This window comes from Alteromonas sp. S015 (assembly GCF_036864485.1).
GTDB lineage: Bacteria > Pseudomonadota > Gammaproteobacteria > Enterobacterales > Alteromonadaceae > Alteromonas.
Genome location: NZ_JAZETO010000006.1, coordinates 50,958 through 65,828, shown reverse-complemented (window position 1 = coordinate 65,828; position 14,871 = coordinate 50,958). Strand labels below are relative to the sequence as shown.

The 14,871-nt window shown below is 44.9% G+C and carries 7 protein-coding genes; all 7 read right to left on the bottom strand.

Features of this window, described 5'->3' with window-relative positions; genetic code table 11:
* Nucleotides 1–59 precede the first annotated feature (59 nt).
* Nucleotides 60–3,110, bottom strand: a complete 3,051-nt coding sequence (locus V7R42_RS12455; RefSeq protein ID WP_334020578.1) for a TonB-dependent receptor — start codon at nucleotides 3,108–3,110, stop codon at nucleotides 60–62.
* Nucleotides 3,111–3,395: 285 nt separating this feature from the next.
* Nucleotides 3,396–4,916, bottom strand: coding sequence for a tryptophan halogenase family protein (locus V7R42_RS12450; RefSeq protein ID WP_334020577.1), 1,521 nt, complete (start codon nucleotides 4,914–4,916; stop codon nucleotides 3,396–3,398).
* A 130-nt stretch (nucleotides 4,917–5,046) separates the two neighbouring features.
* Nucleotides 5,047–7,863, bottom strand: coding sequence for a TonB-dependent receptor (locus tag V7R42_RS12445; protein ID WP_334020576.1), 2,817 nt, complete (start codon nucleotides 7,861–7,863; stop codon nucleotides 5,047–5,049).
* A gap of 328 nt (nucleotides 7,864–8,191) precedes the next feature.
* On the bottom strand, nucleotides 8,192–9,064 hold the full coding sequence (sucD, locus tag V7R42_RS12440) for a succinate--CoA ligase subunit alpha (RefSeq protein WP_334020575.1): 873 nt from the start codon (nucleotides 9,062–9,064) through the stop codon (nucleotides 8,192–8,194).
* Nucleotides 9,064–10,230: an ADP-forming succinate--CoA ligase subunit beta gene (gene sucC, locus V7R42_RS12435; protein ID WP_334020574.1), complete on the bottom strand. Its 1,167-nt coding sequence runs from the start codon at nucleotides 10,228–10,230 to the stop codon at nucleotides 9,064–9,066. Before sucC ends, sucD begins: the two co-directional genes overlap by 1 nt.
* A 152-nt stretch (nucleotides 10,231–10,382) precedes the next feature.
* A complete protein-coding gene (gene odhB / locus V7R42_RS12430) occupies nucleotides 10,383–11,894 on the bottom strand; it encodes a 2-oxoglutarate dehydrogenase complex dihydrolipoyllysine-residue succinyltransferase (RefSeq protein ID WP_334020573.1) in 1,512 nt (503 codons plus the stop codon).
* A gap of 9 nt (nucleotides 11,895–11,903) precedes the next feature.
* Entirely contained in the window at nucleotides 11,904–14,723 is a 2,820-nt protein-coding gene (locus V7R42_RS12425; RefSeq protein ID WP_334020572.1) for a 2-oxoglutarate dehydrogenase E1 component, read from the bottom strand.
* Nucleotides 14,724–14,871: the final 148 nt, after the last annotated feature.

Below are 14,871 nucleotides of genomic sequence, written 5' to 3'. Positions count from 1 at the left end.
ATTTTTGGCAACCGAATATTCGTTCGCGGCGCTAAATAAATTACCTAAGATGGTGTTTTTCATAGTTGGTATGTCATCCCTAGGTAATATTGCGTGCCAAAGTATTGAATAGTGCCGGTTTGCTCTTCTGACGAGAAATAGCTCTTCGTTGGCTCGTCGGTGAGGTTATTCACCTGAAACAGTACGCTCCAATTATCGTTGACCTCGTATGAGGCTTGATAATCAATTACCAGTTCTTCATCAAAATTTACCACCTGGTCGTTAACTGCGACCTGCTGCGAAACAAACGCGTCGCGATATCGGCTAGACAGACGAGTTTCAAAGCCTTCGTATTCCCAAAACACGGTTAACGTGGCAACATTTTCAGAAAGCCCGGGTAAATTAGCGGCGTAGACGTTGTCCCCTAGCGTGCGCTGAATTTCACTTTCGGTGTAAGAGTAACTAGCGCTAACACCTAAACCTGACCACATGCCAGGCAGCATGCTGTAAATTTGCGTGTAGGCGATTTCCAGACCGCGAATATAGCCGCCTTCAGCGTTATTTACCGCTGTACTGTAACTCCCATTTTCAGTAGGAACGGTAATAAAGATGGGATCGCCATTTGCATCACGCGCGAGTTCAGCTTCTTGCCCTGTAAATTCTGGCGTTAAGTAAACCGGCACGCTTACATTGTCAGGAATAACAATGCCATTAGCTTTAAAATCATAGGGCTCAATTTCAATGTCTTCTACAAACGACTCAATGTCTTTGTAAAATCCAGCAACAATCAGCGCACCTTCCGTATCCGAGAAATAGTATTCCCATGACACGTCGTACTGCGTTGCATAAAACGGCTCTAAGTAAGGGCTGTTACGGGCATTACCGCTTACTCGTGCTGTTGGGTCAGAGAGCGTAATTTCTCCTGAATCCCTGTCTTGGAAAGCGGTAACCGTTTCAATGGTAGTAGATGCATTCGCGGCAAAGCGGTTTATTGGCGCTCTCCCCATCACCTTTGCTGCCGCTACACGAAGCTGTGTGTCATCAGTAAGTTTAAAGTTCAAATTGATAGAGGGCAGTACGTCTGAATACTCATGACTTATCAAAGCTGGTCGATAGAAGTTGTTGATTAGCCCAACATCGTCTGTAATGTTTTGCGCACCTGCGATAGGATCGCTAACTTCGACTGATGTGCCTGTTTCTAGGTCTTGAATTAGCTGTGTAGCACGCTGCAGCGTAGTTGAGCTCTGTTTACTTTTAACGTAACGAAAACCCACATTTCCCGTAACAGGAATACTGCCTATTTCGGAATTGATCTTAGCCATTAAATAGGCCGAGTTTACCGTTTCAAATACATCTCCACTTTCTTGCAGCGTCCACGCTGTAGCGGGTCCTGTTCCAGGCCCATTAATAACACCAGCTGCGCCTGGCCCCCATGTTTGAACAGGCTGAGGCCTACCGCCCGGGAACCATGCACTGAGTGCACTGTTTAGGTCAACAGAAAGATAACTTGGGAAGTAGCCAAAGTCACCACTCCAGTCAACTTGCTCGACCATGTCAGACGTTAGCCGAAGCGGCGGCTCGCTCACTGAAAAGGCACTGTCGTTTCCGTATTCAAAGACAGAGCGATCGTTGTTGTACTCCCGGTCTGAATAACGATAGCCGAATTCAAAGCCAGAAATGATAGGCACATCGAGATAATATTGGAAGTCTACGCGATACGCGTCTAACTCATCTTTGTTTTCATACGGATAAATACCGTATTTACTTACCATGACGCGATCTAAATCAGTAAAGGCGCCTGTCTGGTTAAATCCAATATCGGGCAGGTTCAAACCGTTAAGCAAATAGGATATTTGAATATTTTCATCAAACACCGGGGTTGCCGCTGTTGCGTCTTCGCCAACAAGTGACCACAGCAAGCCGTTTCTAAAATCACTTTCAGCACTTGAACGGGATACGTCAAACTGTACCGCTAAATCTGGCGATATCTCCCAACTTGCGTTTACGCCTAAGTTAGTAACACTGTCGAAATCTTGGTTATCGTCGTTTACCAACTCAACACGGGTAAAGCTGCTGTCTGTACGAGAAAATGTGCCGCCAATTACGCTGTTATTTACAACTACAGGGTTAGTTATACCAGCGTTTATTCCACCTAACTTAACGCGAAAGCCGCGCGCAAAGGCTTCGGAGTCAAATTTCGAGATAAAAGCATCAGCTTTTAACGTAAAGGTATCGATAGGTACCCATTCAAACGCAGCGACGTATCCATCACGAGTCTCTTCCCCGCCCTTGTGCTGCATTTCAAAGCCTTCTGAAATGAGTTCACAATTGGGGCAATCTGCTGGCCCATCTGTATCACCTTCAAGTCCGTCTACATCAACTTGACCATTATAAGCTAAACCAATGAACTGAGTAGAAACGCTCGGTTGGAATAGACGGGCATAACCTAGTGATACACCTAGCGTATCGTCTAAAAACTTACCCTGATAGGAAAAACTCAGTCTATGTCCATATTCTGTAGCATCACTCACCTCTGACGCTCTATCGTTGTACATGCCACGCATGTTGGCGCTGAATTTATGCTGCTCTTCAATAGCGAGGGGCGATGCAGTTTTAAGTTCTACCGTACCCGCTATGCCGCCTTCAATTAACGATGCCTTAGGCGACTTGTACACTGCCGCTTCACTAATAAGTTCAGACGGGTATTGGTCAAACTCGATGGCGCGACTTCCGCTGGTCGATACCTGCTCTCTACCGTTTAATGTAGAAAACACAAAATCACCGGATAGACCACGAATGTTTATCTGCGCGGCTTGTCCCCCGGTTCTTACCGCAGAAATACCCGGCAAGCGTGTCAGTGCATCTGCCATAGATACATCGGGAAGCCCGCCCAAATCGTCTGCAGATATTTGTTCGGAAACCGTATCAGAAAAGCGTTTCTGGTTGAGTGATTGGATTAAGCTTGTACTGAAACCACGCACTTCTATACGCTCTAAGGTATCGTCTTGTGGCTGTTCTACTTCATCTATTGAGGTGTCTGGAGACTCTTGGGCATAGAGTGGAAGTGCGCTAAATGCCACCCCACTGCTAATCAAGGCCGCCATGATCGTGCTGGGTTTGAATGTTTTCATCGGTGTCCCATCCCTTGTTTATTATCGACACTCTTAGGACTACCACACCCAAAAATGCCTCTTATGGAATACCAAATACTACTGTTTTGTATAAAAAGGGAGCAATGCTATGCATACGTATTCATTTACATGTACGCAACATATTGTTAATTAATCTATAAAACATTTGTCTAATAAGGAGTAAACAATGTAAGGAAACAAAAAAAGCAGCCATTAAGCTGCTTTTCAAAATCTATACACTTAAAACTAAGCAATGAAAACGTTCTGAGCCCCTCACCTCAATGTTTACTTCAGCGTACGCTGATGCTTTGCCACCATGCCGTTAATATATTCATCATGACTTGGTAATTTAGCGATCGGCTCTTTTTTAATTTCCAATAAGCTTGTCAACATTTGATTTAACCGTGACTCAGGAATACTGTTTACTAGTCCGTGATAATCTTTTGGGGTAATACCCTGCCCGTACAATACCTGAAGCCACGAACTCTCTAGGAATAAATCGTTTTGTTCGCGAAGTAAATTTCCGCTTTCTTTGAATAACGCTATTTTGTGCGCAAGGGAGTCAGGCAAAGTGATATGTCGCATATCATTGAAAAACGCGCTATCAGTTCTCTCATTAACGGTGTAGTGCAGAACAAGGAAGTCTCGAATTTGTTCAAATTCTAATTCAGACTGCTTGTTATATTCGGCTTCCAAACTTGGCGCAAATCCGTTGTGCGGAAATAGCTGAATTAAGCGAACTACTGCAGATTGAATTAGGTGAATACTGGTAGATTCAAGGGGCTCTAAAAACCCGCTTGATAGGCCCACTGCCACAACGTTTTTATACCACTGCTTGCGTCTTCTTCCGGTTGTGAACTTAATGAGTTTGGGGTCGCCTAGCGGCTTAGTGTCTAGATTAGACATTAAAGTATCGCAGGCTTTGTCATCACTAATATAGCGCGAGCTATATACGTGGCCATTTCCATTCCTATGCTGCAATGGAATTCGCCACTGCCAACCCGCGTCGTGGGCTATGGAGCGCGTATATGGCGCCGTTTTATCGTATCGTTCAGACGGTACAGCAAGAGCACTATCACAAGGGAGCAAGTGTGACCAATCATCGTAACCAGCACCCAGCGCGCCTTCTATCAGTAAGCCTTTGAAACCCGTACAATCAACAAATAAGTCTCCTTCTACTGCTTCTCCACTTTCTAAATGTAGTGCTTGAATAAAGCCACTGTCGATACAGCGTTGAACACGTGAAATTTTACCTTCTAAACGCACAACTCCCATAACTTCACTGAGTTTTCGTAGATACTCGGCATATAAACTGGCGTCAAAATGATAAGCGAAAGGTAGCTCGACTACTGGGTCCTTGGCGTTTATCTGTGCAAATTTTCCCGCTTCGGCTGCGTGATAATTGAGATCGAAGTCCCATATATCGTTTTTCAGTCCTTGCTGCCGCGCTTTTATCCAGTAATGATGAAAATGACAAAACGCCATGCCTTTGCCCGGAGCACCAAAGGTGTGGTAGTAGCTTTCGCCCTTCTTTTTCCAATTTTCAAACCGTATAGCAAGCTTTATTGTCGCTTTGGTGTCATGAATAAACTGGGCATCGTCGATGCCCAACACTTGGTTGACTAGGCGTATTGGGGGAATGGTAGCTTCGCCGACACCTACTGTACCAATCGCTTCAGATTCAACCAACGTGATATCAACGGCTTTACCTAATATTTTTTTCATTAATGATGCCGCTAACCAGCCTGCCGTTCCACCACCGGCAATCACAACACGCTTTACTGGATTATTATGAGGGTCTTGCATAAACGTCTCGCAATGCTTAACAAAATTATCGAAAAGTTCCTTTCATACAAAAAGAAAAGCCACCATTTGCTCTCTTTTTTAGCACAAGCTAAAAAATAAAGCAGCTGGTGGCTTTACACACATGTAACAATTAGAACTTGTAGTTAAACCCTAATAGGTAGTTAGTTCCGTATGTTTGGAACTGGGTAATTTGACGATCGTCAGTAGCTGAAGCTTGAACATCATCTTCATCTGTCAGGTTCTGCGCTTGTAATGTAACGCGCAGACCTTCTAAATATTCGATACCAGATTCGCTAAAGTCATAACCAATTTGAGCATCTACGAGCGTACCGCCTTGCTTTGTTGCATCAACAAGCGCAAGACTTGTACCTCTTTCCTCAGTCAAGAACTGGTCACGTTTTGTTGCAGCCAAACGGAACTCAAAGCCAGCATTTTCATAAAAGAAAGTCATACTGTACGACTCTTCAGACAAGCCAGGAATACGAGTTTCAGTTTGGCCAGGAGCCGGGTCAACTTCACCGTCCATGAAGGTTGCACTCGCGAACAAGCCAAAACCTTCAAGTGAATTGTGGATCATGTCAAAGGGTAGTGAACCTTGAAGTTCGTAACCACGCACAAACCCCTCGAAACCATCTAATACTCGATTGACCTGCCCCTCAAATAACACTGGAGTTTGACCTTCAGAGCCTTTGTGCAAATCTGGAATATAAAATTCACTAAAGTCTTCTACAATTGAAGTGTCGCGATGCCAGTTTTTTATATCCTTATAGAAGAAAGACACAGCCACATAACCCGTATCGGCAAAGTAGTTTTCGTACGCCAAGTCGAATTGATTTGCCTCAAGAGGTCGCAGCTCAGGGTTGCCCGCACTACCACTCCATGGGCCATTTTCAAGGCTATCGCTAGTAATTTGTCCGTCATTGAAAGCAAATGTAACTTGTGTATTTGGACGCATATCATCCATACGAGGGCGAGAAATTACTTTGCTTAAGCCCAAGCGTACGAATTGACCTTCAGCAACTTCTGCAGATAAATTAAGTGTTGGAAGCACATCTGTATAGTCTGTGCCACCCGATATAGGGTTTGCAATAGTGTACCCTACTGTATCTGATGTAGTAGAAAAGCCTGTAGATTCTTGATCCGCACTTACTACTTGCAGGCCTACGTTACCGCGTATCCAAATATCACCAAATTCCATCTCTAGGTCTAGTTTGGTGTATAAAGTGAGTAGTTCTTCATCAACTGTGTAAGTATCACCTAGACGGTCATTTTGAACACGGCTCGCATCGTTTTCAATATAGTAACCACTTTCATATAACGCCAGTGAGTCATATGCAAGTACACCATTAATGCCGATAAAATTAAGGTTAGTTACACCAAGTACATCAGGAATTGCTGCATCATCTGGATAGGAAGGCGCTGTAAGATATGCACCATTGTTATCTTTAGATTTTGAGCGGTCAGAGTAAACAACACCTGCAGAAAGGCCCGTTACAACGCCCCACTCAACATAACCTTTAACGTCGAAACGAAGGGTATCAAGCTCTTCTTCAAAAAGCGGTTGGTTTACGAAGCCGTCTTGTCCATTAGACTCTAGTAAAGGTGGTGCTCCCCAAGCTTGCGGTCCAGCTAAACTGATGAGTGATGGATCTGTAAGGTCTACTGGCGCAATGGTTGGGTGGTCAGAAAACAGTACGCCTGTCGACGTCATTTCCCAACTGCGTGCAGTAAGGGGACGTCCGTCAATCCCTGCACGACCAACACCAGAATAACTCTCAACCTCAATAATTTCTTTTTCAACTTTGCCTGTTGAATAATCGACTTCTAGCGTCCAAGAATCATTAATTTGATACTCAGCGTTAATACCAATAGTAGTAAGGTCCGCTTCTTGGCGACGAGCATCGTTACGTACAACACTATAGAAACCGTCGAATTCACCGCTAGTTACCAAGCCATTCTCTACGCCAGTAACTGTGTAGGTATTGGAGCTCCACTCAGCACCACCTTCTTCAAGACCACGACGCACATCGTTTTCAACAAAATCAATGTAAAGCGCATCAAGCTGAACATTTAATTTATCAGTCGGCGCCCACTCTACAACAGCGGCAAACGAGTCTCGTTCTAGCATTGCGGAACGCTGAAATGAATCATGGCCGCCAAGCACCACTGTTCCTTCCGGAACGTCTACGGGATCAAGGTCACGACGAGGATTGTCTAGACCAACTTCAGGATAACCCCAAATTCTCAGGTGCTGCTCTTGACGAGGAGATTCCATGCTTGCAACTGTCAACGCTAAACCAATTGTATCGTTGGCAAACTGGTCGACGAAGTTTACAGAAATTCGGTGACCATCGTTATCAAAATCTGGGTTTGGAGAGTCCTCAGCATTTTTCTCGAACGTGCCGTTTACGGTAAACGTACTTTCTGCCGTTAGAGGCTTAACCGTTTGAAGATCAATTGAACCACCGATATTTTGGGTAGTCATGCCCGCTTCTGGTGTTTTGTATACCAGAATGTTTGAAATGATTTCCGTTGGATAAAGGTCAAACTCAACCCCACGGTTATCACCCATACCTAGAAGTTCACGACCGTTCAGTGACGTACCAACGTAGTTCTCGTTAAAACCACGAACAGAGATTCCACTTGTACGACCGTTACGACGTTCACCAGTTACACCAGGAAGACGTGCGATTGATTCTGCAATACTGGTATCTGGTAGCTTACCAATATCTTCTGCTGATAACGCTTCAACAATTGAGGTGTTATCCATTTTGATTGCTTGAGCACGCTGTAAGCTGCCGCGAATACCGCTAACTTGAATTACTTCAAGATTTGCTTCATCAACAGCATCAGTATTTGCATCTTGCGCGAACGCTGGCGAACTACCAAAAGCCATACCGCCTGTAAAAAGCGCAGCTTTAATAAGGTTGGGTTTAAATTGTTTCATAAAACGGGTGTCCCATACAGTTATAGTTGTTGTCTTTTTGTTGTTCTTATGACAATTAAATGACAATACATCTCACGGGGACAATGCTATAGAGGAGCCAAGGTTTGCACAATTGCCTGCATACGTATTCAATAAAATATATGCAACACACTATTAACAAAGAATGTTCAGAATATTATGTAATTTAACAACACAAAATAGATTAAACGGGGCTTTTAAAGCAATAAGTTGTAATTTTTTTTACATTTTTTCTAGGAAGTTGTTAATACTCGCGCACAAAAAAGCCCGCTTAATGCGGGCTTTTATCACAAAATTGTTAAGCGTTACCTTACCAACCTGTAGTCTCGCGAAGCGCTTTACCGATATCAGCAAGTGAACGTACAGTCTTAACGCCTGCGTCTTCTAGTGCTTTGAATTTCTCATCAGCAGTACCTTTACCGCCTGCGATGATTGCACCAGCGTGACCCATACGCTTACCCGGAGGAGCAGTAACACCAGCAATGTAAGAAACAACTGGCTTAGTTACATTCTCTTTAATGAACGCAGCCGCTTCTTCTTCTGCAGTACCGCCGATCTCACCGATCATTACGATAGCTTCAGTTTGTGGATCGTCTTGGAACATCTGAAGGATGTCGATGAAGTTTGAACCAGGAATTGGGTCACCACCGATACCAACACAAGTAGACTGGCCGAAACCTTCGTCAGTAGTTTGTTTAACTGCTTCGTACGTAAGTGTACCAGAGCGAGAAACAATACCTACTTTACCAGGCTTGTGAATGTGACCAGGCATGATACCAATCTTACACTCGCCAGGAGTGATAACACCTGGGCAGTTTGGACCAATCATGCGAACGCCTTTTGCTTCAACGTATTCTTTAACGTAAAGCATGTCTAGCGTTGGGATACCTTCAGTGATACATACGATTAGCTCGATACCCGCATCTGCAGCTTCAACGATTGAATCTTTACAGAAAGGAGCTGGTACGTAGATTACTGTTGCAGTTGCGCCAGTTGCTTCTACCGCTTCACGTACAGTATTAAATACTGGAAGACCTAGGTGTTCAGTGCCGCCCTTGCCTGGTGTTACACCACCAACCATTTGCGTACCGTAAGCAATTGCTTGCTCAGAGTGGAATGTACCCTGACCGCCAGTGAAACCCTGACAAATTACTTTAGTATCTTTATTAATTAATACAGACATTATTTGCCCTCCGCTGCAGCAACAACTTTCTGTGCTGCATCAGTTAGCGATTCAGCAGCGATGATATCAAGACCTGAGTTCGCTAGAACCTCACGGCCTAGTTCTGCATTGGTACCTTCAAGGCGCACAACGACCGGCACTTTAACGCCAACTTCTTTAACTGCACCGATAATACCTTCAGCGATCATGTCACAGCGAACGATACCACCGAAGATGTTAACCAATACCGCTTTAACATTGTCATCAGAAAGGATGATTTTGAAAGCTTCAGCAACACGCTCTTTCGTTGCGCCGCCACCAACGTCTAGGAAGTTAGCTGGCTTGCCACCGTGTAGGTTTACGATGTCCATGGTACCCATTGCAAGGCCTGCACCGTTAACCATACAACCTACGTTACCGTCTAGTGCTACGTAGTTCAGTTCCCACTGAGCTGCGTGAGCTTCACGCGCATCTTCTTGTGAAGGATCTTGCATATCTTTCAGCTTAGGCTGTCGATAAAGTGCGTTTCCATCGATACCTACTTTTGCATCTAGGCAGTGTAGGTTACCGTCAGTTTTGATAACTAGCGGGTTAATTTCGATTAGGGCAACATCAAGTTCTTCAAACATCTTAGCTAGGCCAAGGAAAATTTGAGTGAATTGCTTGATTTGAACGCCAGAAAGACCAAGTTTAAACGCCATTTCGCGCGCTTGGTAAGGCTGAGGACCAACGATTGGGTCGATTTCAGCTTTAAGAATTTTCTCTGGCGTTTCTTCTGCAACAGTTTCAATCTCAACGCCACCTTCAGTAGATGCCATAAATACAACGCGACGGGTTGTACGGTCAACTACTGCACCAAGGTAAAGCTCGTTAGCGATATCTGTGCAAGATTCAACAAGGATTTTGCTCACAGGCTGACCGTTTTCGTCAGTCTGGAAAGTCACCAAATTTTTGCCAAGCCAGTTTTCAGCGAAAGCGCGAATGTCGTCTTTGTTTTTAACTAGCTTTACACCGCCAGCTTTACCGCGACCGCCCGCGTGTACCTGACACTTAACTACCCACTCTTCTCCGCCGATTCGGTCAGCGGCTTCTACAGCACCTTGAGCAGTGTCTGCTGCGTATCCTTCAGAAACAGGCAAACCGTATTCTTTGAATAGCTGCTTACCTTGGTATTCATGCAAATTCATGGTGTTTCTATCCGATTTTTAGTAAGACAAAAGCCGCAAATGCGACTTGATTAGTTTGACTGATATTATAGGGCAAATATCAGCGTTGCGTTAGGCGCTAAGCAAGATAACACAAGCAAAGCGCCTAACCACAATTCCGTGAGACGAAAGTCTTATACGTCTAGAAGTAGACGTGTTGGATCTTCAAGCATCTCTTTAACGGTTACCAAGAACCCTACTGATTCTTTACCATCGATAATACGGTGGTCATAAGAAAGCGCTAGGTACATCATTGGTAGAATTTCTACTTTGCCATTAACAGCCATTGGGCGATCTTGGATTTTGTGCATACCAAGAATTGCGCTTTGTGGCGGGTTAATGATTGGTGTAGACATTAGTGAACCAAACACACCACCGTTGGTAATTGTGAAGTTACCACCTTGTAGTTCAGCCAATGACAGCTTACCGTCACGGCCTTTAAGTGCTAGTTCCTTAATTCCTTTTTCAACACCTGCCATGCCTAGTGTGTCAGTATCTTTAAGTACTGGTGTAACAAGGCCACGCGGTGTAGAAACAGCAATCGATACGTCGAAGTAATTGTGATAAACAATGTCATCACCGTCGATTGACGCATTAACTTCAGGGAAACGCTTAAGGGCTTCAGTTACCGCTTTCACATAGAAAGACATGAAACCAAGGCGAATACCGTGGCGCTTCTCGAAGCTGTCTTGATACTGTTTACGAAGATCCATAATTGGCTTCATGTTAACTTCGTTAAACGTCGTTAACATTGCCGTAGAGTTCTTCGCTTCTAGAAGACGATTGGCAATGGTCTTACGAAGACGCGTCATAGGAACGCGCTTCTCAGTACGGTTGCCTGTTGGCAATTCTGCTGATACAGATTCAGTCGAAGCAGGCGCTGCCTTCGCTGAGCTGTCGCCACCTTTAAGGTATTTTTCAACGTCCTCTTTGGTGATACGGCCGTTTTTACCTGTGCCTTTCACTTTAGCTGCGTCAACGCCTTTTTCAGCGAGTAAACGACGTACCGATGGGCTAAGCGCATCGCTACTGTCGTCACTGTCATCGCTTTCGCTTGACGCTGCTGGAGCAGAAGCACCGCTTGCTGCACCTTCTACAAATTTTGCAATGACTTCTTCAGCAGTTACAGTCGCGCCTTCTTCTGCAATGATCTCAGCAAGAGAACCATCTGCAGGAGCAACAACTTCAAGTACGACTTTATCAGTTTCGATATCAACCAAGTTTTGGTCGCGAGAAACTGCTTCACCTACAGCAACGTGCCATGTAGCAATAGTTGCGTCAGCTACAGATTCTGGAAGTACTGGTACTTTAACATCAGAAGTTTTTCCAGAAGCCGCTGGAGCCGCATCTGATTTAGAATCGTCTTTCGCTTTGCTTTCTGTTTTAGCTTCAGCCGGTGCAGCCGCACCGCCCTTTTCTAGTTTAGCAATAACTTGCTCGCCTAAAACAGTTGCACCCTCTTCGTTTAGGATCTCACCAATTGTACCGTCCGCTGGCGCCACAACTTCTAAAACCACTTTATCAGTTTCAATATCAACCAGGTTCTGGTCTCGTTTAACTGCGTCACCGGCCTTTACGTGCCAGGTTGCAATGGTGGCATCGGCAACTGACTCAGGTAGAACCGGAACTTTTATCTCAATTGTCATTACTGTTCCTTATTTAATTGTGAGTGCGTTTTCAACCAGGGCTTTCTGTTGCTGGTTGTGAACGGATACATAACCTACTGCAGGTGACGAGGATGCATCACGGCCTGCATATGTTAATTTTGCGCCATCTGGAATTGCTTGCCAGAAATGGTGTTGGCTACAGTACCAAGCGCCTTGGTTTTGAGGCTCTTCTTGACACCAAACCCAATCTTTTACATGGCTGTATTGTGCCACAACTTTAGCGCATTCTTCTTGTGGGAATGGATAAAGTTGCTCTAAACGGATGATTGCAACGTCTGTTTGCTCATTTTTACGGCGTTGGTCTAACAAATCGTAGTAAACCTTGCCTGAACACATAACAACACGCTTCACATTCTTCGGATCGATATCATCAATTTCACCGATTACGTTGTGGAATTTACCTTCTGCTAGTTCTTCAAGTGAAGATACCGCAAGAGGGTGACGTAATAGTGACTTAGGCGACATTACGATAAGTGGCTTACGCATGGGGCGCACCACTTGGCGACGAAGCATGTTGTAAACCTGTGCAGGTGTTGAAGGTACACACACTTGCCAGTTGTGGTCAGCACACATTTGCAAGAATCGCTCAAGACGCGCAGAACTATGCTCTGGGCCCTGACCTTCATAACCATGAGGAAGCAATACTGTTAAACCACACAAACGGCCCCACTTTGCTTCACCAGAGCTTAAGAATTGGTCAAAAACAACCTGTGCACCATTAGCGAAGTCACCAAACTGGGCTTCCCAAATGGTTAAACAGGTAGGCTCTGCAGTCGCATAACCATACTCAAATGCCATCACCGCTTCTTCTGAAAGCACCGAGTCGTAAATTTCGATTTCGCCCTGACCTTCACGAATATGCTGTAGCGGCATATATGTCGATGCGTCTTTTTGATTGTGTAATACCGCGTGACGGTGGAAGAAAGTTCCACGACCAGAATCCTGACCGGTAATGCGAATATCTTCGCCCGCATCTACGATAGTGGCATAAGCTAAATTTTCTGCCATACCCCAATCGAGTAGCTTTTCACCCGCGACCATCGCTTTACGATCTTGGTACAGCTTGTTAACACGCGACTGAAGCTTGTGCTCTTCTGGAATAGTAGTGATTGACTCACCTAACGCTTTAAGCTTTTCAACTGAAAGCGCGCCATCATAAGGCGTATCCCAGTCGTGACCTAGATATGGAGACCAGTCTACACTGTGCTCGGTCATTGGACGCCACTCTTCAACCACACACGCCCCGTGATCGAGTGCTGCACGGTATTCTTCTAAATAGCGATCTGCGTCACGCTGCTCAATCACACCTTCAGCAATAAGCTGGTCAGCGTAAAGTGCACGTGGAACCGGATGTTTTTTAATTTTTTGGTACATCAACGGCTGTGTGGCATTTGGCTCATCCGCCTCATTGTGACCATGACGACGATAACATACTAGGTCAATTACCACGTCTTTCTTGAACTTGTTACGATATTCAAGTGCAAGTTGTGTAACAAAGGCAACCGCTTCAGGGTCATCAGAGTTCACGTGGAAAATTGGTGCCTGTACCATTTTTGCAATGTCAGTACAGTATTGCGTCGAGCGAGTATCTTCTGTCTTCGACGTGGTAAAACCAACCTGGTTGTTTACTACAATACGAACAGTCCCCCCCACAGCGAAGCCGCGAGTTTGAGACATATTAAAGGTTTCTTGTACTACACCCTGACCTGCTATTGCTGAGTCACCGTGAATAGTAATCGGAAGTACCGTGTTAGTGTCGTTATTGCGGCGAGCAAGACGAGCACGTACAGACCCCATTACTACAGGGTTAACAATTTCAAGGTGAGACGGGTTAAACGCAAGAGCCAAGTGAACATTGCCGCCTGGGGTTGCGAAGTCAGACGAGAAACCCGCGTGGTATTTTACGTCACCTGCGCCTAACGAATCATCGTGCTTGCCGGAGAACTCGTCAAATAGTACCGATGGGTTTTTACCCAATACGTTAACTAACACGTTCAAACGACCACGGTGGGCCATGCCGATAACCACTTCCTTGGTCCCTGCAGTGCCAGCCTTGGTGATTAAACCTTTAAGCATAGGAATAAGTGCGTCGCCACCTTCTAGAGAGAAACGCTTTGCACCTGGGAATTTAGAACCCAAGTACTTTTCCATGCCATCAGCCGCAGTGAGGCCCTTAAGGATGCCTAATTTTTCATCGCGAGAAATTTCAGGCTTTGCTTGAACCGATTCAATCTTTTGCTGTAACCAACGCTTCTGTTCTGTATCAGTGATGTGCATGTATTCTGCACCGATAGAACCACAGTACGTTCGATTGAGCGATTTAAACAGTTCACCCAACGGCATAGATTCTTTGCCAATTGCATATGAACCTACATTGAACACGGAATCGAAGTCTTGCTCGGAAAGGCTGTGATGAGACAGTTCTAAATCGCGTACACGCTCTTGTTTCCATAAACCTAGCGGGTCTAGGTTTGCGTGCTGGTGACCGCGGAAGCGGAACGCATTGATTAATTGGAGAACTTTAACTTGCCTGTCGTCTGAAACATTTGCAGAAGGCACAGACGGACTAGACATGCGGGCCGTTGGCCCTAACGCAGCAAGTTGCCTAAATTGATTTTTAATCGTTGTATGATTGGTTTCTAACTCTACGCCATCGACTTTGGGGAGGTTATCGAAGATTTGTCGCCAATTTTCAGAGACACTTTGCGGGTCTTCTAAATAGGTTTCATACAACTCTTCAACATAGGCAGCGTTGGCACCTGCCATGTGCGAGGAATCCCACCACGCTTTCATCACGCTTTCTTGCATTTAATTTGCCTTGCTACGTTTTATAAAATCTAGTTAACAATCAAGATGTATTATAAGGTTATTCTCAGCATAACCAAGTGTTATAACAGCGAATATATAAAAAAATAGCCATCCTTTCGGGATGGCTATTTAGAGCATCACTATCTGT

Coding starts and splice junctions, on each gene's coding strand:
- V7R42_RS12425 (WP_334020572.1), bottom strand. CDS start 14,723: ATGCAAGAAAGCGTGATGAAAGCGTGGTGGGATTCCTCGCACATGGCA.
- sucC (WP_334020574.1), bottom strand. CDS start 10,230: ATGAATTTGCATGAATACCAAGGTAAGCAGCTATTCAAAGAATACGGT.
- V7R42_RS12455 (WP_334020578.1), bottom strand. CDS start 3,110: ATGAAAACATTCAAACCCAGCACGATCATGGCGGCCTTGATTAGCAGT.
- V7R42_RS12450 (WP_334020577.1), bottom strand. CDS start 4,916: ATGCAAGACCCTCATAATAATCCAGTAAAGCGTGTTGTGATTGCCGGT.
- odhB (WP_334020573.1), bottom strand. CDS start 11,894: ATGACAATTGAGATAAAAGTTCCGGTTCTACCTGAGTCAGTTGCCGAT.
- sucD (WP_334020575.1), bottom strand. CDS start 9,064: ATGTCTGTATTAATTAATAAAGATACTAAAGTAATTTGTCAGGGTTTC.
- V7R42_RS12445 (WP_334020576.1), bottom strand. CDS start 7,863: ATGAAACAATTTAAACCCAACCTTATTAAAGCTGCGCTTTTTACAGGC.